Source organism: Streptomyces sp. NRRL B-1140 (assembly GCF_001280065.1).
In the GTDB taxonomy this organism is placed as follows: Bacteria; Actinomycetota; Actinomycetes; order Streptomycetales; family Streptomycetaceae; genus Streptomyces.
In genome coordinates this window covers 1-19,984 of sequence record NZ_LGEA01000100.1, presented here as the reverse complement: position 1 = coordinate 19,984, position 19,984 = coordinate 1, and the positions used below count along the sequence as shown (strand labels likewise).

Annotated in this window: 15 protein-coding genes; 12 read left to right on the top strand and 3 right to left on the bottom strand. The window is 72.6% G+C overall.

Going from position 1 to position 19,984, the window contains the following annotated elements:
- The first annotated feature begins 174 nt into the window (after nucleotides 1–174).
- The 6 genes from ADK65_RS19775 to ADK65_RS19750 all read left to right on the top strand — a co-directional run bounded on the left by ADK65_RS19775 (nucleotide 175) and on the right by ADK65_RS19750 (nucleotide 11,215).
- Nucleotides 175–576: an MGMT family protein gene (locus ADK65_RS19775; RefSeq protein ID WP_420709054.1), complete on the top strand. Its 402-nt coding sequence runs from the start codon at nucleotides 175–177 to the stop codon at nucleotides 574–576.
- A 266-nt stretch (nucleotides 577–842) separates the two neighbouring features.
- Entirely contained in the window at nucleotides 843–4,295 is a 3,453-nt protein-coding gene (locus tag ADK65_RS19770) for an ATP-dependent helicase (protein ID WP_078956059.1), read from the top strand.
- A 91-nt stretch (nucleotides 4,296–4,386) separates the two neighbouring features.
- The gene (locus tag ADK65_RS19765; protein ID WP_053671640.1) at nucleotides 4,387–8,073 is read left to right on the top strand and encodes an ATP-dependent DNA helicase; all 3,687 of its coding nucleotides are present in this window, start codon (nucleotides 4,387–4,389) and stop codon (nucleotides 8,071–8,073) included.
- 10 nt (nucleotides 8,074–8,083) lie between these two features.
- Nucleotides 8,084–9,487, top strand: coding sequence for a dipeptidase (locus ADK65_RS19760; RefSeq protein ID WP_053671639.1), 1,404 nt, complete (start codon nucleotides 8,084–8,086; stop codon nucleotides 9,485–9,487).
- A 154-nt stretch (nucleotides 9,488–9,641) separates the two neighbouring features.
- Nucleotides 9,642–10,586, top strand: coding sequence for an NAD(+) diphosphatase (gene nudC / locus ADK65_RS19755; protein ID WP_053671638.1), 945 nt, complete (start codon nucleotides 9,642–9,644; stop codon nucleotides 10,584–10,586).
- A gap of 5 nt (nucleotides 10,587–10,591) precedes the next feature.
- Nucleotides 10,592–11,215: a class I SAM-dependent methyltransferase gene (locus ADK65_RS19750; protein WP_053671637.1), complete on the top strand. Its 624-nt coding sequence runs from the start codon at nucleotides 10,592–10,594 to the stop codon at nucleotides 11,213–11,215.
- Nucleotides 11,216–11,257: 42 nt separating this feature from the next.
- On the opposite strand, the gene ADK65_RS19745 is transcribed toward ADK65_RS19750, so the two are convergent.
- Nucleotides 11,258–11,500 carry a mycoredoxin gene (locus ADK65_RS19745; protein ID WP_003992805.1) on the bottom strand — a complete coding sequence of 81 codons (243 nt, stop codon included), beginning with the start codon at nucleotides 11,498–11,500 and terminating at the stop codon, nucleotides 11,258–11,260.
- Nucleotides 11,501–11,682: 182 nt separating this feature from the next.
- Here ADK65_RS19745 and ADK65_RS19740 point away from each other — a divergent pair, with 182 nt between their 5' ends.
- The 4 genes from ADK65_RS19740 (at nucleotide 11,683) to ADK65_RS19730 (ending at nucleotide 15,230) form a co-directional block, all read left to right on the top strand.
- Nucleotides 11,683–13,878, top strand: a complete 2,196-nt coding sequence (locus ADK65_RS19740) for an ATP-dependent DNA helicase UvrD2 (RefSeq protein ID WP_199825668.1) — start codon at nucleotides 11,683–11,685, stop codon at nucleotides 13,876–13,878.
- Nucleotides 13,879–14,042: 164 nt separating this feature from the next.
- Nucleotides 14,043–14,369 carry a hypothetical protein gene (locus tag ADK65_RS37260; RefSeq protein ID WP_078956057.1) on the top strand — a complete coding sequence of 109 codons (327 nt, stop codon included), beginning with the start codon at nucleotides 14,043–14,045 and terminating at the stop codon, nucleotides 14,367–14,369.
- 172 nt (nucleotides 14,370–14,541) lie between these two features.
- Nucleotides 14,542–14,910 carry a WhiB family transcriptional regulator gene (locus tag ADK65_RS19735; protein ID WP_033313877.1) on the top strand — a complete coding sequence of 123 codons (369 nt, stop codon included), beginning with the start codon at nucleotides 14,542–14,544 and terminating at the stop codon, nucleotides 14,908–14,910.
- Complete coding sequence (locus ADK65_RS19730) at nucleotides 14,907–15,230, top strand: hypothetical protein (protein WP_053671635.1); 324 nt, start codon at nucleotides 14,907–14,909, stop codon at nucleotides 15,228–15,230. Before ADK65_RS19735 ends, ADK65_RS19730 begins: the two co-directional genes overlap by 4 nt.
- 235 nt (nucleotides 15,231–15,465) lie before the next feature.
- Here ADK65_RS19730 and ADK65_RS19725 read toward each other — a convergent pair whose 3' ends face one another.
- Together ADK65_RS19725 and ADK65_RS19720 are read right to left on the bottom strand one after the other, a co-directional pair.
- Nucleotides 15,466–16,836: an ABC1 kinase family protein gene (locus ADK65_RS19725; RefSeq protein ID WP_053671634.1), complete on the bottom strand. Its 1,371-nt coding sequence runs from the start codon at nucleotides 16,834–16,836 to the stop codon at nucleotides 15,466–15,468.
- Complete coding sequence (locus tag ADK65_RS19720; protein WP_053671633.1) at nucleotides 16,829–18,043, bottom strand: ThiF family adenylyltransferase; 1,215 nt, start codon at nucleotides 18,041–18,043, stop codon at nucleotides 16,829–16,831. The genes ADK65_RS19725 and ADK65_RS19720 overlap by 8 nt, the downstream gene beginning before the upstream one ends.
- Before the next feature lie 484 nt (nucleotides 18,044–18,527).
- Between ADK65_RS19720 and ADK65_RS19715 the strand changes: the two genes are divergently transcribed.
- Complete coding sequence (locus ADK65_RS19715; RefSeq protein ID WP_053671632.1) at nucleotides 18,528–19,136, top strand: M48 family metallopeptidase; 609 nt, start codon at nucleotides 18,528–18,530, stop codon at nucleotides 19,134–19,136.
- A 142-nt stretch (nucleotides 19,137–19,278) separates the two neighbouring features.
- Nucleotides 19,279–19,984 (top strand): TerD family protein (locus ADK65_RS19710; protein ID WP_199825667.1); only part of this gene is annotated, 706 nt, incomplete at its 3' end.

Here is a 19,984-nt window from a genome sequence, read left to right as displayed (position 1 = left end):
TCTCTTCTTGGTCTCGTATCACCGGTCACCGCCCGCATGATGGTGGCATGCCGCACCGGCACATGGGGCAATCAGGGTGCACATGCGGGGGCGGACAGTCTGCCCGATGCGTCCCCGCCTCGTGCGGGAAACGCTCCGGAGCGCGCCCGGCCGCTGTCGGTGGGGTGGGGCAGGATGGGTCGGATGAGTGAGCAGAGGAGCCCTGCGGGGGGCCGGTACGAGGACGAGCTCGCGCAGGCGCTGCCCGAGTATGCCGAGCGGGTCCTCGACGTCGCCGATCTGATCCCGCCGGGACGCGTCATGACCTACGGGGACGTCGCCGAGTGGCTGGAGCAGGGCGGCCCGCGCCAGGTCGGCCGTGTGATGGCGCTCTACGGCGGAGCCGCTCCGTGGTGGCGTGTCGTCCGCGCGGACGGCGTCCTGCTGCCGGGGCACGAACAACGGGCGCTCGGCCACTACCGGGCGGAGGGCACACCCCTGAAGGAGGCGAGCCGCGCCGCCGAGGGCCACCTGCCGCGCATCGACATGAGACGGGCGCGGTGGGACGGCGGTGATCGCGCGGAGGGCCACACCTGACAGCTTCCGCCATCGGACAGCCGCCCGTGTGACCTGTGATCCGTACGGGGGAATCGGGGCACAGTGCGGGCATGACGTACGTTCGTGAGAGGAGGGGCACGAGCGCCGCGAGTGCCGCGCGGGGGCGGCGGGAAAAAGGGGAAGCCCTGCTTCCGGCCGACCCGTCGGCGTAGCGTCGGCTGCGCGTACCCCCGTCACCCCGCGGTCACCGCCCGCCACGCGCGGTGGCCCGCCACCCAGCACTTCCACCAGAACCGGCGAACCACGTGAGCTCCTCTTCCTCCGCCAGCGGCCTGTCGCACCCCCGGGTGCGTCGGGGGAGTCGTGGCGTTTACCGACTGGTGCGTACCCCTCCTGCCCGCATGGATCCCCCTCTCCTGGACGCCTCGCAGCGTGCCGTGGTTGATCACACATCCGGTCCGCTGCTCGTCCTCGCGGGTCCGGGCACCGGCAAGACCACCACCCTGGTCGAGTCCGTGGCCGAGCGCGTCGCCCGGGGAGGGGACCCCGAGCGCGTCCTGGTGCTGACGTTCAGCCGCCGGGCGGCCGTCGAACTGCGCGACCGCATGGCCCTGCGAACCGGCGCAGCCCGCGCCCCCCGGGCGACCACCTTCCACTCGTTCTGCTACGCCCTGGTCCGTGCCCAGCAAGACAGCGACCTCTTCGTCGAGCCGCTGCGCCTGCTGTCCGGCCCCGAGCAGGACGTCTCCGTGCGGGAGCTGCTCGCGGGCCAGGCCGGTCTGGAACGGCTCGGGCTCGCGCACGTGCGCTGGCCGGACGAGCTGCGCGCCTGCCTGACCACCCGCGGTTTCGCCGACGAGGTCCGCGCGGTCCTCGCCCGCAGCCGTGAGCTGGGCCTCGGCCCCGACGCCCTGGACGCCTTCGCCCGCCGCACGGGACGGCCCGACTGGCGCGCCGCGGCCGCCTTCCTCGCCGAGTACCTCGACGTGCTCGACCTGCAAGGCGTGATCGACTACGCGGAACTCGTCCACCGTGCGGTGCTCCTCGCCCGCCGCCCCGAAGCCGCCGAGTGGCTCGCCGCCCGGTACGACGCCGTCTACGTCGACGAGTACCAGGACACGGATCCCGCCCAGGTGCGGCTGCTGGACGCCCTCGCCGGCGGCGGCCGCACGCTCGTGGCCTTCGGCGACCCCGACCAGTCGATCTACGCGTTCCGCGGCGCCGACGTGAACGGCATCCTGGACTTCCCGCACGCCTTCCCGCGCGCGGACGGCCGTCCGGCCCCCGTCTCGGTGCTGCGGACGTCCCGCCGCTCCGGTGCCGGCCTGCTGGCCGCCACCCGGCTCCTCACCCAGCGCATGCCCCTGACCCGCCTGCCCGCCGAGAAGGTCCGCGCCCATCGCGAACTCGCCCCGGTACGCGACGGCGGCCGCGTCGAGGTGTACACCTACCCGACATCCGGGACGGAGCTGGACAACATCGCCGACATCCTCCGCAGGGCACACCTGGAGGACGGCGTCCCGTGGCGGGACATGGCCGTCCTGGTGCGCGCCGGTTCCCGCACCATCCCGACGCTCCGCCGAGCCCTCTCGGCGGCGGGCGTTCCCGTGGACGTCGACGGCGACGATCTGCCCCTGCGGCACGAACCGGCGGTGGCACCGCTGCTGACGGCACTGCGGGCGGTGGCCACGGCGGAAGCCGCCGGGGCCGCTGAGAGGGACACGGCGTCCGACGGCGCTGCCGAGGCGGAGCCGGCGGAAGCCACCGAGCTGGACGGGTACAGGGCACCCGAGGGCGCCCCCGACGCGGAGGCGGCGAAAGCCGCCGGGGCCCCCGACAGGGAAACGGCGGCCCAGGGCGCCCCCGACGCGGGGCCGACCGCCTGCTGGCTCGACACCGAAACCGCCCTCACCCTCCTGACCTCCCCCCTCGCGAGCATGGACGCCGCCGACCTGCGTCGCCTCGGCCGCGCCCTGCGCGACGAGGAGCGCGCCGCCGGCAATCCGCTGCCTCCGCCCTCCGACGCGCTGCTCGCACGGGCCCTCGCCGAGCCGGAGCGACTCGCCGTGCACGACCCCACGTACGCGCGCGGCGCCCAGCGCCTCGGCGCGCTGCTGCGCAAGGCCCGCGAGCGTCTGGCCGGCGGCGGCACGGCCGAGGAGGCGCTGTGGGACCTGTGGGACGGCACACCGTGGCCCGCCCGGCTGGAACGGGCCGCCCGCCGGGGCGGCGCCGCCGGACGCAACGCCGACCGCGACCTGGACGCCGTGTGTGCCCTGTTCGCGACCGCCGCCCGCGCCGAGGAGCGCACCGGCGGCCGGGGCGCCCTGAACTTCCTGGCGGAGATCGACGCCGAGGACATCGCCGCCGACACCCTCGCGCGGCGTGCCGTACGCCCCGACGCCGTGCGCCTGATGACCGCGCACCGCTCCAAAGGCCTCCAGTGGCCTCTCGTGGTCGTAGCGGGCGTCCAGGAGGGCCTGTGGCCCGACCTTCGCCGCCGCGGCTCCCTCCTGGAAGCCGACCGCATCGGCCGCGACGGCCTCGCCGAACCCCTCACCCCCGGCGCCCTGCTGGCCGAGGAGCGCCGCCTGTTCTACGTGGCCGCCACGCGCGCGCGGGAGCGCCTCGTCGTCACCGCGGTCAAGGCCCCCGCCGACGACGGCGACCAGCCCTCCCGCTTTCTGACCGAACTCGGCGTCGAACCCAAGGACGTCTCGGGCCGCCCCCGTCGCCCGCTGTCCGTCGCCGCACTCGTCGCCGAACTGCGCGCCACCACGGTCGACCCGCGCGTCTCCGACGCACTCCGGGAGGCCGCCGCCCACCGCCTGGCCCGGCTGGCCGCCCTCGCCGACGAGGACGGCCGCCCCCTGGTGCCGTCCGCGCACCCCTACCGCTGGTGGGGCATGTTCGAGCAGACCCGGTCCAAGGTGCCGCTGCGCGACCGCGACCAGCCCGTCGTGCTCTCCGGCAGCGCGCTCGACCAGCTGGCCAACACCTGCGCCCTGCAGTGGTTCCTGGGCCGCGAGGTGAAAGCCGACGCCCCCGCGACGGCCGCACAGGGCTTCGGCAACGTGGTGCACGTCCTCGCCGACGAGGTCGCCTCCGGGCACACCCCGGCCGATCTCGGCGTCCTGATGGAACGTCTCGACTCCGTGTGGAACGCGCTGGCCTTCGACGCGCCCTGGAAGTCGGCCCAGGAGAAGGACAACGCGCGCGTGGCGCTCGAACGGTTCCTGCAGTGGCACGTCATGAACCGCACCGGCCGCACCCCCGTGGCCAGCGAACACGACTTCGACGTCACCCTCGAAGCGGGCGACTACCAGGTGCGCATCCGGGGCCAGATGGACCGGGTCGAGGCGGACGGCGACGGCCGCGCCTATGTGGTCGACTTCAAGACCGGCAAGCAGGCGCCCAGTTCCAAGGAGGTGGAACGCCACCCGCAGCTCGCCGTCTACCAGCTGGCCGTCCGCGAGGGTGCCCTCGACGAGGCCTTCGACGGCGTGCGTCCCGAACCGGGCGGCGCCGAACTCGTCCACCTCCGGCAGGGGGCGGCCAAACGCGACGGCGGCGAGAGCCTGCCCAAGGTGCAGGCCCAGGAGCCGCTGGAGGGGGAGTGGGTCGGCGATCTGCTCGCCACCGCCGCCGGCAAGGTCCTCGACGAACGCTTCACGCCGACCGCCGGGCAGCACTGCACCCACTGCGCGTTCCGGGCCTCGTGCACCGCGCGCCAGGAGGGGCGTCACGTCGTCGAGTGAGGTATCGCACCACCTGCGGTGACCTGCGCTTCTTCCTTTCCCGGGGGCCAGTGCGGCCGACGCTGTCAGTGGCCGCCGCTAGCCTTTCGATGTGCCCGCCCGTATCACCGATCCCGAACAGCTCAAAGAGCTCCTCGGTATCCCGTTCACCCCGGAGCAGACGGCCTGCATCACCGCGCCGCCCGCCCCGCAGGTGATCGTGGCCGGAGCCGGCTCGGGCAAGACGACGGTGATGGCGGCACGCGTGGTGTGGCTGGTCGGCACCGGCCAGGTCGCCCCCGAACAGGTGCTCGGCCTCACCTTCACCAACAAGGCCGCCGCCGAACTCGCCGAGCGCGTCCGCAAGGCGCTGGTGAAGGCCGGCGTGACCGACCCGGACGCCATCGACCCGGACAACCCGCCGGGCGAGCCGGTGATCTCCACGTACCACTCCTTCGCGGGCCGGCTGCTGACCGACCACGGCCTGCGCATCGGTCTGGAGCCCACGTCACGGCTCCTGGCCGACGCCACCCGTTTCCAGCTTGCCGCGCGTGTCCTGCGCGAGGCCCCCGGGCCCTACCCGGCCCTGACCCGCTCCTTTCCCGACCTGGTGGGCGACCTCCTCGCCCTCGACGCCGAACTCGCCGAGCACCTCGTACGCCCGGAGGCCCTGCGCGCGTACGACGCCGAACTCCTGCTGACCCTGCGGGGCGCCAAGCTCAGCAACGCCGACCTGCGCAAGGTCCCCGAGGCGGCCGCCGCCCGGCGCGAACTCGCCGAGCTGGTCACCCGCTACCGGGCCGCCAAACGCGAGCGGGACCTGCTCGACTTCGGTGACCAGATCGCCCTGTCGGCCCGGCTCGCCGGGGTCCCCGAGGTCGGCCGCCTCCTGCGCGACGAGTTCCGGGTGGTCCTGCTCGACGAGTACCAGGACACCTCGGTCGCCCAACGCGTCCTCCTGGCAGGCCTCTTCGGCGAGGGCACCGGCCACCCGGTCACCGCGGTCGGCGACCCCTGCCAGGCGATCTACGGCTGGCGCGGCGCCTCCGTCGCCAATCTCGACGACTTCCCCGAGCACTTCGCCCACGCCAACGGCCGCCCCGCGACCCGCCAGGCGCTCAGCGAGAACCGCCGCAGCGGCGGCCGCCTCCTCGACCTCGCCAACGGCCTCGCGGAACCCCTGCGCGCAATGCACGCGGGCGTGGAGGCCCTCCGCCCCGCCCCCGGCGCCGAACGCGACGGCACGGTCCGCTGCGCCCTGCTGCGCACCCACTCCGAGGAGATCGACTGGGCCGCCGACTCCGTCGCCCACCTCGTCCGGACCGGGACGGCACCCGGCGAGATCGCCGTGCTGTGCCGCACGGCGACCGACTTCGCCGAGATCCAGGGCGCCCTGGTCGCCCGGGACATCCCGGTCGAGGTCGTCGGCCTGTCGGGGCTGCTGCACCTGCCCGAGATCGCCGACCTCGTCGCCGTCTGCGAGGTCCTCCAGGACCCCGGAGCCAACGCCTCCCTGGTACGCCTGCTCACCGGCCCCCGCTGGCGCATCGGCCCGCGCGACCTCGCCCTCCTGGGCCGGCGTGCCCGGCTCCTCGTGGCCCACGCGCGCGTGGCGGACGACGACGACCAGGACCGACGCCTCGCCGAGGCCGTCGAAGGGGTCGACCCGTCCGAGGTGATCTCCCTCGCGGACGCCCTCGACACATTCCTCGAGACTCCGCTGGACGGCCGCGGGGACGACGACGGACTGCCGTTCTCGCCCGACGCGCGCGTGCGCTTCGCCCGGCTCGCCACCGAACTGCGCGAGCTGCGCCGCTCCCTGGCCGACCCGCTGATGGACGTCCTGCACCGCGTCCTCGCCGTCACCGGCCTGGAGGTGGAGCTGTCGGCGTCCCCGCACGCCCTGGCCGCCCGCCGCCGCGAGACCCTGTCCAACTTCCTGGACGTCGCCGCCTCCTTCGCCGCCGGCGACAACGAGGCCACGCTGCTCGCCTTCCTCGGCTTCCTGCGCACCGCCGCCCAGTACGAGAAGGGGCTCGACAACGCCCTCCCGGGCGGCGACAACACCGTGAAGGTGCTCACCGCCCACAAGTCCAAGGGCCTGGAGTGGGACGTCGTGGTCGTCCCCGGCCTGGTCACCGGCACCTTCCCCAGCAGCCAGGGCCGCGAGAAGTGGACCTCCCAGGGCAGGGTCCTGCCGCACGGGCTGCGCGGCGACGCCGAAACCCTGCCCGACGTGCCGTCCTGGGACGCCAAGGGCCTGAAGGCCTTCCACGAGGCCATGAAGGACCACCAGCACACCGAGGAACTCCGCCTCGGCTACGTCACCTTCACCCGGCCCCGCTCCCTCCTCCTGGGCTCCGGCCACTGGTGGGGCCCGACCCAGAAGAAGCGCCGCGGACCGTCCGCCTTCCTCCAGGCCCTCTACGAGCACTGCGAGGCCGGGTACGGCGAGATCGAGGCCTGGGCCGACGAACCCGCCGAGGACGAGGAGAACCCCGCGCTGCACCAGGCGACGGCTGACCAGGCCTGGCCCCTGCCCCTGGACGAGACGGCCCTGGCCCGCCGCCGCGCGGCCGCCGAGACCGTCCTCGCCCACCTGGAGGACCTCGCCTCCCGTGTGGACGGGCATCCCACGGTCACGCACGACCCGGACGACCTCGCCGATCCGGAGTGGCCACCGCCCCCGGAGGACGACGCGCCTCCCCACGAAGGGCCTCCGCACGAGGAACCGGACCCGTTCGACGAGGACCCCTTTACGGAGGACCCCTTTACGGAGGATCCCTTCACTGAGGACCCGTTCGGCGATGACCCCTTCGGTGAGGGGCCCGTCGCAGGTGAGCGTTCCGCCGAAGAGGCCCCTTACGAAAGCGCCTCCGGGAAAGACCCGGCGGCCGGTGACGCCCGGGCCGCAGTCCGCCCCACCGTCCCCCACCAGGCCGGGCCACCGGAGCGCCAGGCGGTCCACCCCTACCCGGGGGCCCCCGAGCCCCCGGACCCCCGCCGACCGGAACACCCCCACCTCACCCCGGAGGAAGCCCGCACCATCGCCTCCTGGGACCGCGACCTCGACGCCCTCACCGGCGAACTCCTGCGCGCCCGTGACAGCGTCACCGACGTCCCCCTGCCCGCCTCGCTCTCCGCCTCCCAGCTGCTGCTCCTGGCCGCCGACCCGGACGGCCTGGCCCAGGAGCTGGCCCGCCCCATGCCCCGCCCGCCCCGGCCCGCGGCACGCCGAGGCACCCGCTTCCACGCCTGGGTCGAAGCCCGCTTCGAAGCGCTCACGCTGCCCATGCTGGAACCGGAGGAACTGCCCGGCAGCGAGGCCGAGATCGCCGACGAACAGGACCTGGAGGCCCTCAAGGACGCCTTCGAGCGCACACCGTACGCGCACCGCACGCCCTACCGGGTGGAGGCTCCCGTCCAGCTCGAGATCGCCGGCCGGATCGTCCGGGGCCGCATCGACGCCGTCTACAAGCAGGGCACGGAGGACGAGGCGACGTACGAGATCGTCGACTGGAAGACCAGCCGTACCCGGACCGCCGACCCGCTCCAGCTCGCCGTCTACCGCCTGGCCTGGGCCGAGCAGCGGGGCGTGCCGCCGGAGTCGGTCACGGCCGCGTTCCTGTACGTGCGCAGCGGAGAGGTCGTGCGCCCGGAGCTGCCGGACCGCGCGGCCCTGGAGCGGCTGCTGCTGGAGGACCCGGCCGACGAGGAGACGGAAGCCCGGACGAGCGCGCGGACGGGGGCGGCGGCCGGTGAGGAACCGCACTCCGAGGACGTCAGTGCGGGCCGATAGGCTCGTGACCATGAGCCAGACCCCGGACAGCGTCGTCCGTACGTACATCCAGCAGCACCGCGCCGCCTTCCTCGACGACCTCGCCGAGTGGCTGCGCATCCCGTCGGTGTCCGCCCAGCCGGACCACGCACCCGACGTACGACGCAGCGCCGACTGGCTCGCCGCCAAGCTGAAGGAGACCGGCTTCCCGGCAGCCGAGGTCTGGCCGACCCCGGGCGCCCCCGCGGTCTTCGCCGAGTGGCCCTGTGACGATCCCCAGGCGCCCACGGTGCTGGTCTACGGCCACCACGACGTGCAGCCCGCCGCCCGGGAGGACGGCTGGGACAGCGAGCCCTTCGATCCGGTCGTGCGCGGCAACCGCCTCCACGCGCGCGGGGCGGCCGACGACAAGGGCCAGGTGTTCTTCCACACCCTGGGTGTCCGCGCCCACCTCGCCGCCACCGGCCGCACCACCCCGGCAGTGCACCTGAAGCTGCTGATCGAGGGCGAGGAGGAGTCCGGGTCCCCGCACTTCCGGGACCTGGTCGAGCAGCACGCCGAGCGGCTCGCCGCCGACGCCGTGATCGTCTCCGACACCGGCATGTGGTCCGAGGACACCCCCACGGTGTGCACCGGCATGCGTGGCCTCGCCGAGTGCGAGATACGCCTGTACGGCCCCGACCAGGACATCCACTCCGGTTCCTTCGGCGGCGCGGTGCCCAACCCCGCGACGGCCGTGGCCCGCCTGGTCGGCGCCCTGCACGACGAGCACGCGCGCGTGGCGATCCCCGGTTTCTACGACGGCGTGGCGGAACTCACCGACCGCGAACGCGAACTCTTCGCGCAACTGCCCTTCGACGAGCAGCAGTGGTTGCGCACGGCCAAGTCGACGGCCGCCCGGGGGGAAGACGGCTACACCACCCTGGAGCGGATCTGGGCCCGGCCCACCGCGGAGGTCAACGGCATCGGCGGCGGCTATCAGGGCCACGGCAGCAAGACGATCATCCCCGCCTCGGCCATGGTGAAGCTCTCCTTCCGCCTGGTGGCGGGCCAGGACCCCGGCCACGTGGAGAAGGCCGTCCGCGCCTGGGCCGAGCAGCAGGTGCCGCCCGGGCTCCGCTGCGACATCACCTTCAGCGGCGCCACGCGCCCCTGCCTGACGCCGCTGGACCACCCCGCCCTCCAGTCGGTCACCCGCGCCATGGGCCGTGCCTTCGAGCAGCCCGTTCGCTTCACACGCGAGGGTGGCTCCGGCCCGGCCGCCGACCTCCAGGACGTCCTCGGCGCCCCCGTGCTGTTCCTGGGCATCTCCGTCCCCTCGGACGGCTGGCACGCCCCGAACGAGAAAGTAGAACTCGACCTGCTCCTCAAAGGCGTCGAGACCACCGCGTACCTGTGGGGTGACCTCGCCGAGAACTGGCGCCATGAGCCCTGAGCGTCCCGTTCCGTCCGGGCCGGCCACGCGCGCGGGGCACACTGGAAGCACCGCCCCGCACCGCCCGAGCCCGCCGGACCAGGTCGCCCCCCGCCGTAGTCCCGCTGAACCGCCCGCCGAACCCGACCGTTCCACCGGGGAGTTGGAAGCACCCGTGACCACCTGGACCGACCACAACGCCGACCGCCCCATCTCGCTCACCGCCCCGAGCGGCATCGACCGGGCCGCCCACCACCGGCTCGACGAGGCCTGGCTAGCGGCGGCGTGGAGCCACCCCACGACGCGCTGCTTCGTGGTCTCCGGCGGGCAGGTCCTCATCGACGAGACGGCGGACGGGCGCACCGAACTCGTCATGACCCCCTCCTTCGAAGCTCCCCTGACCGAGGCGCACCGCTACTTCCTCGGTATCGACGAGGACGGCGTCAGCTACTTCGCCCTCCAGAAGGACGCCCTGCCCGGACGGATCGACCAGTCCGCGCGCCCGGCCGGCCTGCGCGAGGCGGGCGCCCTGCTGTCGGCCCGCGACGTGGGCCTGATGGTGCACGCGGTGGGACTGGAGAACTGGCAGCGCACCCACCGCTTCTGCTCGCGCTGCGGTGAGCGCACCGTCATCGCCGCCGCCGGACACATCCGCCGCTGCCAGGCCTGCGGCGCGGAGCACTACCCGCGCACCGACCCCGCCGTGATCATGGCCGTCACCGACGAGGACGACCGCATCCTGCTCGGCCGCCAGGTCCACTGGCCCGAGGGCCGCTTCTCGACGCTGGCCGGCTTCGTCGAGCCCGGCGAGGCCATCGAGCAGTCGGTGCGCCGCGAGGTCCACGAGGAGGTCGGCATCAGCGTCGGCCAGGTCGAGTACGTCGCCAGCCAGCCCTGGCCCTTCCCGTCCAGCCTCATGCTGGGGTTCATGGCCCGGGCCACCTCGACCGAGATCGAGGTCGACGGCGACGAGATCCACGAGGCCCGCTGGTTCTCCCGGGAGGAACTGCACGCCGCCTTCGAGTCCGGCGAGGTGCTCCCGCCCTACGGCATCTCGATCGCGGCACGACTGATCGAACTCTGGTACGGCAAGCCACTCCCGACGCGGAGCGTCGTCTGACGGGCGTGCGGGGGCCCGACCCGTACTGGAACCACAATGTCCATCACCATCCGGTGATCCTGGCCGCCGTACCGGACGGCTGCCGCACGGCCCTGGACATCGGCTGCGGCGACGGGTTGCTCGCCCGCAAGCTCGCGGCACGGTCGGCGTCCACGACGGGCGTCGACCGCTCGCCGGAGATGATCGAGCTCGCCCGCCGGTACCCGCGCGGCCCGGGCAACGTCACCTACGTGGAAGCGGACTTCCTCACCGCCGGTGACCTGCCGGAGAGCGGATACGACTTCGTCAGCGCGGTGGCTGTGGTGCACCACGCGCCGTTCGAGGAGGCGGTCACCCGCCTGGCCCGGCTCACCGCGCCCGGCGGGCGCCTCGTGATCGTCGGCATGGCCGCCAACCGAACGCTCCTGGACTGGATCATCAGTGCCTGCGGCGTGCCGGTGAGCCTGCTCCTCGCCCGCCGGAACGGCGGCAAGCGCTGCCCCGACGGCATGCCCATGGAAGACGTGCACATGTCCTGGGCGGAGGTCCGGCGGATGCTCCATCGCCTCCTGCCCGGCTGCACCGTCCGCCGCACGCTGTTGTGGCGCTACGTCGCGGTGTGGGAGCGCCCACGAGAAGGCGGCCCCTGAGCCGCCTCAGGAGCCGCCTTCCGGGCAGAAGCGCACGACCGACTAGGCGCCGATCTTCTGCTTCACCTGAGCGAGCGAGGGGTTCGTGAGCGTCGAGCCGTCCGGGAACAGGACCGTGGGCACCGTCTGGTTTCCGCCATTGGCCTTCTCCACGAAGGCGGCGGACTCCGGGTCCTGCTCGATGTTGATCTCGGTGTACGCGATGCCCTCGCGGTCCATCTGGCTCTTCAGCCGGCGGCAGTAGCCGCACCACGTGGTGCTGTACATCGTCACAGTGCCCAGCATGTCTCTTGTGCTCCTCAGGTGGCTCGGGGCGGGTGGTCGCAGTGACAGAACGTATGTGAAACGTCCACCATTCCCGGGGCCGCGGCCGGGCAGACGTGACGCCTGCCGCATTCGTACGACTATCAGTGCCTGCCTGTGGACAACCGGCGCAGCCGTCTCGCGCGACCTGGCAGCATGGCGGTGTGACAGCAGCAACGCACTCCACCCTGTTCCCACAGGTACCGGACTCCGCCGACGCCGTGCTCGAAGGGCTCGACCCCGAGCAGCGCGAGGTGGCCACGGCCCTGCACGGTCCGGTGTGCGTCCTGGCGGGCGCGGGCACGGGCAAGACCCGGGCGATCACCCACCGCATCGCCTACGGAGTGCGCGCGGGCATCCTGCACCCCTCCAGCGTCCTCGCCGTCACCTTCACCAATCGCGCCGCCGGGGAGATGCGCGGCCGGCTGCGCCAGCTCGGCGCCGCCGGCGTCCAGGCCCGTACGTTCCACTCGGCCGCCCTGCGCCAGCTCCAGTACTTCTGGCCGAAAGCGGTCGGTGGCTCCATGCCCCGGCTCGTCGACCGCAAGATACAGCTCGTCGCCGACGCGGCGGCCGCCTGCCGCATCCGGCTCGACCGCGGAGAGCTGCGGGACGTCACCGCCGAGATCGAATGGTCCAAGGTCACCCAGACCGTCCCGGCCGACTACGCGCCCGCCGCCGCCAAGGCGGGCCGTGAGTCCCCCCGCGACCCCGCCGAGATCGCCCAGCTCTACGCGGCCTACGAGGACGTCAAGCGTGAGCGGTCCGTCATCGACTTCGAGGACGTGCTGCTGCTGACCGTGGCCGTCCTGCAGGACCGGCACGACATCGCGGAGCAGATCCGCGCCCAGTACCAGCACTTCGTGGTCGACGAGTACCAGGACGTCAGCCCGCTCCAGCAGCGCCTGCTCGAACTGTGGCTGGGCGACCGGGACAGCCTGTGTGTGGTCGGAGACGCCAGCCAGACGATCTACTCCTTCACCGGCGCCACCCCCGACCACCTGCTCGACTTCCGCACCCGCCACCCCGGTGCCACCGTCGTCAAGCTGGTCCGCGACTACCGCTCCACCCCCCAGGTCGTCCACCTCGCCAACGGCCTGCTCGCCCAGGCCCGCGGCCGGGCCGCCGACCACCGCCTGGAGCTCGTCTCCCAGCGCGCCGGGGGGCCCGAGCCGGTCTACTGCGAATACACCGACGAGCCCGCCGAAGCGGAAGGCGCGGCCCGCCGGATCCGGGAGCTCATCGACTCGGGCGTCCCGGCATCCGAAATCGCGATCCTCTTCCGGACCAACGCGCAGTCCGAGACCTACGAGCAGGCCCTCGCCGACGCCGCGGTGCCCTACCAGCTGCGCGGCGCCGAGCGGTTCTTCGACCGCCCGGAGGTGCGCAAGGCGGGCATCGCCCTGCGCGGCGCGGCGCGCTTCGGCGGCAACGACTCCCTTCTCGACGACGCCGTCGACCTCCCTTCCCAGGTGCGTGCCGTCCTGTCGGGAGAGGGCTGGACGTCCCGGCCGCCTGCCGGCTCCGGGGCGGTGAGAGAGCGCTGGGAGTCCCTGGCCGCCCTGGTGAACCTGGCCCAGGACTTCGCCGCCGCCAAACCGGGCGCCACCCTGTCGGACCTCGTCGCCGAACTCGACGAACGGGCGAACGCCCAGCACGCCCCCACCGTGCAGGGCGTCACCCTCGCCTCGCTGCACTCGGCCAAGGGCCTGGAATGGGACGTCGTCTTCCTCGTGGGTGTGGCCGAGGGCATGATGCCGATCACCTACGCGAAGACCGACGAACAGATCGAGGAGGAGCGCCGGCTCCTCTATGTCGGGGTCACCCGCGCACGCGAACGCCTCCATGTCTCCTGGGCGCTCTCCCGCTCGCCCGGAGGCCGCCCCAGCCGCCGTCCCAGCCGTTTCCTCGACGGACTGCGCCCGGGCTCGACGGCCACCACGGGCCGTGCCGCTTCCGGCGGGGCGGGCGGAATCGAGCGCGGACTGTCCGGAACCAGGGATTCCGCCCCGAGGCGGACCTCACGCGTTCCCGCCCGCTGCCGCGTCTGCGGCCGCACGCTCACCGACCCGGGCGAAATGAAGTTGATGCGCTGCGACGATTGCCCCTCCGACATGAACGAGGGCCTGTACGAGCGGCTGCGCGAGTGGCGGGCCGACAAGGCGCGCAGCAGTGGTCAGCCCGCCTTTTGCGTGTTCACGGACAGGACGCTGATGGCGATCGCCGAGTCCGCCCCCGACGACGAACGCGAGCTCGCCCGCATCCCGGGCGTCGGCATGCGCAAGCTCACCCGCTACGGGGCCGACGTACTGGCCATCTGCGCAGGCCAGTCAGGCGCGGAGAGCACGGATGAGGACTGACACGAACTCGTCGAAAAAATAGTTTGCGCATGCCCCAGCGATCCCCATAGGTTCTTAGGCACGAGAGCAGCGGCCTTCTCGGAGGCCCTGACCCCGTGGTGTACTTGCATATCCGTCGGACTGGTTCACCCAGTCCCCTTAGACGCCGAGAGGAGGCGAGTCCAGTGATCAGCATCAACACCAGCTCCGTCAGCATCGTGAAAATGACCGATCGCTCGGCCGTCTCCGCGTGCATGCTCGGCGTTTCGAACCTGGGCACCGGTCTGTCCGGCATTCGTGCCGTCCTCCCGGCGTCCTCCTCCGTTGCTCCCGCGGGCCTTCCCGTCCGTGAGCGCAATGAGCGACCGACCAAGGCACTGGAAGCGGCAGTAACGGCACAGGCACAGGCCTATGCCTTTACGGCGACCGGTGCCGGATTCCGGAAGCAGACGACGCAGCACCACCAGATGTGGGCCTTCCGTGGGCCAGAACCCTGGAGTGATCCAGCCTGATCGCCGATCAGGCCGGCGCCTTCAGGGCCGCGGAACCCCATCCGGGATCCGCGGCCCTTCTGTTTGTCCCTGACCAGGGACGACGGACCGAAGGAGCCTCGGGACAAGAAAAGAACCCGGTACCACCACCCCCCGGCCAACAGGCCGGACGACCTGACGAGGAAGACGAACCGTGCAACTCGAAGCGCACGCCCCGTCCGTACCGCCTTCCGACACGATCCCCAAGCCCGGCTCCACGGAGGACCCCGCCTTGACCCCGCTCACCGCGCTCACCGCGCTCGACGACGCCATCGAGAACCTCGGCGTACCCGTCCCGTGCCGTTCCTACGACCCGGAGGTCTTCTTCGCCGAGTCGCCCGCGGACGTCGAGTACGCCAAGTCCCTCTGCCGTACCTGCCCGCTCGTCGAGGCCTGCCTCGCCGGTGCCAAGGAGCGGCGTGAGCCCTGGGGCGTCTGGGGTGGCGAGCTGTTCGTCCAGGGTGTCGTCGTCGCCCGGAAGCGGCCGCGTGGCCGCCCGCGCAAGAACCCGGTCACAGCATGAACACCGCAGGAACGATCGACCGTCCCTTCACGCACGACCCCCAGAAGCAGGCCCCGATGAAGCCGTCCACTGACGAGCCCGCCGGCTCGGCGACCCAAGACTTCCCCACCAGCGGCGCGAAGGACTCGCGTCAGAACAGGACCCGAGAGATGCAACTCATCCCCGAAGCCATGGCTCGTGCGCATATGCGCGAGCGACTGCAAGAGGCGGAGCGGGATCGCCTGGCCGTGCGCCTGGCGTCCGCCCGCCGGATGCAGCGCAGGGCGGAGCGCGCGTCGCTGCGTGCCCGCCGGGCGCTCGCCATGGCGGTCATGCAGTAATCCGCTCCACCTGAGGCGGGGCTCTCCGGGACAGGAGACCGGACTGCCGTCGCCGACCTCTCACCGCGGGGGCCGATCCGTACCGAACGGACCGGCCCCCGCGGCGCGTTGTCCTGGACGTACTCCCTGGAGGACGGCGCCCCTCGCCACTACTGCGAAGCCTGCTCCCGGGAGAACCTCAGATCCATCGAGGGGCGCCTGGACCCGGACCGGTGGTGAAGCCCGAGGCCGGCACTCAGGCCTGCGCCACCGCCTCCTCGCCGTCCGCCGGATCCTCCGGGACGAACCCCGGCAGCCACTCCTCCAACTCCTCGCGCAGCCGCACCGTCGCCCCCAGCTGGCACAGCACGCCGATCGTGCTCAGCGTCACCCGGTGGATCAGCAGGTAGGCCGGGGGCAGGTTGAGCTGCTTACCGAGCTGGTAGGCCGGGGAACGCGGGTCGGCGACCCGTGCCGCCTGGCTGCGCATCCAGCCCCGGGTGAAGGTGAACTCCTCGACCTTGGCCGGCTCGATGATCGGCAGCAGGTAGTCCATGACGGCGTCCGGGTCCAGCTCTATGGTCTCCTTCACGAACCCCTCCGCGCAGAGCAGCTCGTAGACCGCCTCGGCCTCGCCGTCGAGGGTCATCCGCAGGGACTCGCCGATGGTGGCCGGCAGGCCCCCCGGGAGCCGGTCGACCGTGCCGAAGTCCAGCACGCCCAGGCGCCAGTCGTCCTCGCCTTCCGGACCGCCGGGCAGAAGCCGGAAGTTGCCCGGGTGGGGGTCGGCGTGCAGCAGGCCCGTGCGGGCGGGCCCGGAGAACAGGAAGCGGGCCAGAAGCTGACCGGCACGGTCGCGCTGCTCCTGGGTGCCGTCCGAGATGATCTCCGACAGCGGGACGCCGTCCATCCACTCGGTGACCAGGACCTGGTCGGACTGGTGCACCACCTGCGGCACGACCACGTCCGGGTCGTCCGTGAACTCCTCCGCGTGGGCCTGCTGGGCCTGGGCTTCCAGGCCGTAGTCCAGCTCCTCCGAGACGCGGTCCTTCAGCTCCGTGATCAGCGGCTTGATGTCCATGCCGGGAATCAGCGGGCCGAGCAGGCGGGAGAAGCGGCTCAGCTGATTCAGATCCGACAGCAGGGCCTCGCCGGCACCCGGGTACTGCACCTTGACGGCCACCTCGCGGCCGTCGTGCCACACCCCTCGGTGGACCTGGCCGATCGAGGCCGCCGCGGCGGGCTTGTCCTCGAACTCCAGGAACAGCTCCTGCCAGCCCTCGCCGAGCCGCTCCTCGAGCACCGCGTGCACGGCCCGGGTCGGCATGGGCGGCGCCGCCTCCTGGAGCTTGGTCAGCGCGGCCCGGTAGGGGCCGGCCACCTCCTCCGGCAGCGCGGACTCGAAGACGGACAGGGCCTGGCCGAACTTCATCGCGCCGCCCTTGAGCTCACCCAGCACCTTGAACAGCTGGTCGGCCGTGCGCTGTTGGAGTTCGCGGCCGACGAGCTCGGCGGATTCACCGACGATCCGCTTGCCGAATCCCCAGGTCGCCCGCCCGGCGATGCCGAGCGGGAGCGCGGCGAGCTTGGCGGTCCGGGTAACCGCCTTCCGGGGAAGATCAGACATGCGCCCTCCAAGTCCCAGCCGGCCGCTCCGCCTCTGCCTCACGGCACTGCTCCGACGGCCGTTGCACAGCCATTGTCTCGTGCGACTCCGCGTCCTCCGAGGGGTGCTCCCCTTTTCCTCTCTTCGCCGCAGCGCACGGGCATGCCGGATGTGCCCGGACCGGCCGCGCACACCAGTGGAGAGCAGGGACGGAGCACTCCCAGCGTGCCCCGGAGCTGGAGGGGGCCCGGCCGTCGAGGAAAGCGAGTGCGTGGGCGGCCGCGAGTCCGGCCACGGCCGTGGCCAGTGACAGGTCGCAGGGCGGCACCTGCCGCTGCTTGCCCGAGCGCCACTGGGCGACCAGACGCGGCCAGGTGGGGTCCCGGTCGACGCGGTCCTCGTGCAGGCATCCCGCGCATCCCGTCTCGCCGGGCAGGACGAGAGGACCGACCACGCCGGTGCCCTCCACGACACCGGCGTACAGATGGGGTGTCCCGGACGCCATCAGCGGCTCAGCCGCGGCCGGGTCGGGCGCGTGCACGGCGACGTCGTCCCTCGGGGCGAGGATCACGAGCGAGAATCCGGGGTCGCCGTCCCCCGGGGGCGGGTGCGCCGTCGCGCCGCGCGGCGGCCGGTCGGGTGCCGCCCGGCGCACGGCACGGCGGGCCGACTCGTCCCTGCGGTCGCCGACGGCATCCGGGGGGAGCCCGCCCGGCGCGACGTCCCACGGCTCCACACGGCCGCCGTCCATCACGTCCACCTTGCCCACACCGGCTCCGGCCAGGAGCGAGGCCAGCACGGCACCCACCCGGCCCGCGCCTCGCACCTGCACGTGCTGCGAGCGCCGCGCGGCCAGCTGCCCGATCGCGTCGCCGGGTGCCGATGTCGTCAGGGAAAGGGAGGCCAGGTCGGGGCGCAGCCGGTCGAGGACCTCCTTCTTCTTCCGCAGCGCGTCTGCGGCCGGCCCGCCGCCGCGGGCGTCGTCCAGCAGGCCGGCCAGGGCCAGCCCCCGCAGCAGCTTGTCGACATGACCGTCGGGCAGGTCCATGCGGCGTCCCTCCTCGCGGAGCAGCTCCAGCCCTCGGGTGCCGTTCAGCAGGTCGAGGAAGCTGCCCGTGGCCAGGTCCATCGGGCCGAGCGTCATCGCGTGCGCCGGTGTCATCCCGAACTGCACGGTGTTGAGGTCGCGCCAGCCGCGCCTGAGCGCGGGTTTCACCATCGGATGCATGCCAGGCCCCCGTATGCCGTAGATCGTCCCCGTACGCCGACGGCCCCCGGCGCGGGCACGGCCCCTGGTCCCGGACCGGCCTCGCCATGGCTTCGCCGACGAGACCCAGCATGCCCAACCCGGCCGCGGCCTGCTGAAAGTTGTCCACAGGCGTGGGAATTAGTCGTACTGTCCGACGGACGGTGCGTGTGACTCGGCGATCAGTTCATGTGATCCGGTGGCCGTGCCGTGCCGTGCCGTGCTGTGCCATGCCGGGCGACCTGCGACCTGCGACCTGCGATCTGCGATCTGCGATCTGCGGCCGTGCCGGCCACACCGCAACCGTGTCCTGCCGACCGGACCGGCGACCGAGCCTTACAAACCCGGCGCCCGTGTCATACGAACCCGGCGACCGGATCGTACAAATCCGACGGCCTGTGGCAGCGGCGGCACCGAAGCGTCCCGGAGTCGGGACTTCCCCGTGTGCAGCGGGTAACGTCGGGGCGTGCCCGCCGACCCACTGCACCGCGCCGGAACCGCACAGCGCAGCACGACGAGCCAGCCGCCGAGCGGCTCAAGGGCGAGCGCGATCGAGGTACGCAGGAGCGCCCGCCGACGCCGAACGGTCTCCGCGTACCGCGAGGGCGATCGCACCGTGGTCCTCATCCCCGCCCGGATGTCCGAGGCGGAGGAACAGCGCTGGGTGACCGTCATGCTCGACAAGCTCGCCGCCCAGGAGAGCAAGCGGGCCCTCGGCGACGCAGAGCTGGCCGAGCGGGCCCGGCGTCTTTCGGACCAGTACTTCGACGGCCGGGCCCGGCCCGCGTCGGTGCGCTGGGTGACCAATCAGAACACTCGCTGGGGTTCCTGCACGCCCGCCGAGGGCAGCATCCGCCTCTCGCACCGCCTCCAGGGCATGCCCGAGTACGTCGTCGACTACGTCCTCCTTCACGAGCTCGCGCATCTGCTCGTTCCCGGGCACGGGCCACGCTTCTGGGAACTCCTGGAGGCCTATCCGCGCACGGAACGGGCCCGGGGATATCTCGAAGGAGTGGTCGCCGCCGAGCGGTTGCCCCATGGGCCCGGCACCAGGGACGACGACCCCGCGGGGTGATCGGCCGCTTTCCGCGAGCGAACAGCCGATACGGCTGAGTGGGCGTTGTGTACCGGCTCTGTACCGACCTCGTCGGATGTCCGAGTTTGCCGTTAGCCTGGCGCGACGCACTTACGTTCTGGATGGGGGACGGTCGTTACGCATGGCCAGGGAATTCCAACGCGGCCACAAGGCCAGGATCAGTGACCTCACCGCGGGTACGGATCTGTACGTAGGTGTACAGATCGCCGGCCCCGGACTGAGCTTCGACATCAGCTGCTTCGGCCTGGACGCCGACGAACGGCTCTCGGACGACCGGTACTTCGTCTTCTTCAACCAGCCGAAGTCCCCCGAGGAGTCCATTCAGCTCCTGGGCGCGCAGGCGGGCGACACCGAGTCCTTCCGGGTGACGCTCGACCGGATCCCGTCGCAGATCCAGAAGCTGTCCTTCACAGCGACGATCGACGGCGCCGGCCAGATGTCGCAGATCGCCTCCGGCTACATCCGTATCGTCGCGGGCGGCGAGGAGGTGGCGCGCTACTCCTTCAACGGCTCGGAGTTCTCCACCGAACGGGCCGTGATGCTCGGCGACTTCTACCTGAAGGACGTCTGGCGGTTCGCCGCCGTCGGTCAGGGCTTCGACGGAGGTCTGGAGGCGCTGCTGAAGAACTTCGGTGGCGAGGTCGCCGAGGAGGAGGCGCCCGCACCGGCCCCGCAGCAGCCGCAGACCGGCACCGCACCCGGCTTCGCCCCGCCGGCGTTCGGGGTTCCCGGCACTCCGGAGCCCGCGCCCGCCCCCACCCCTGCGCCCCCGGCCCCCGCACCCCAGCCCGCCGCGCAGGGCTTCGCGCCCCCGCCCGGCCACACCC

Excerpts from the sequence above, each read along its gene's own strand:
- ADK65_RS19775 (WP_420709054.1), top strand. The coding sequence starts at position 175 with ATGGGTCGGATGAGTGAGCAGAGGAGCCCTGCGGGGGGCCGGTACGAG.
- ADK65_RS19760 (WP_053671639.1), top strand. The coding sequence starts at position 8,084 with ATGAGCCAGACCCCGGACAGCGTCGTCCGTACGTACATCCAGCAGCAC.
- ADK65_RS19745 (WP_003992805.1), bottom strand. The coding sequence starts at position 11,500 with ATGCTGGGCACTGTGACGATGTACAGCACCACGTGGTGCGGCTACTGC.
- ADK65_RS19730 (WP_053671635.1), top strand. The coding sequence starts at position 14,907 with ATGAACACCGCAGGAACGATCGACCGTCCCTTCACGCACGACCCCCAG.
- ADK65_RS19725 (WP_053671634.1), bottom strand. The coding sequence starts at position 16,836 with ATGTCTGATCTTCCCCGGAAGGCGGTTACCCGGACCGCCAAGCTCGCC.
- ADK65_RS19720 (WP_053671633.1), bottom strand. The coding sequence starts at position 18,043 with ATGCATCCGATGGTGAAACCCGCGCTCAGGCGCGGCTGGCGCGACCTC.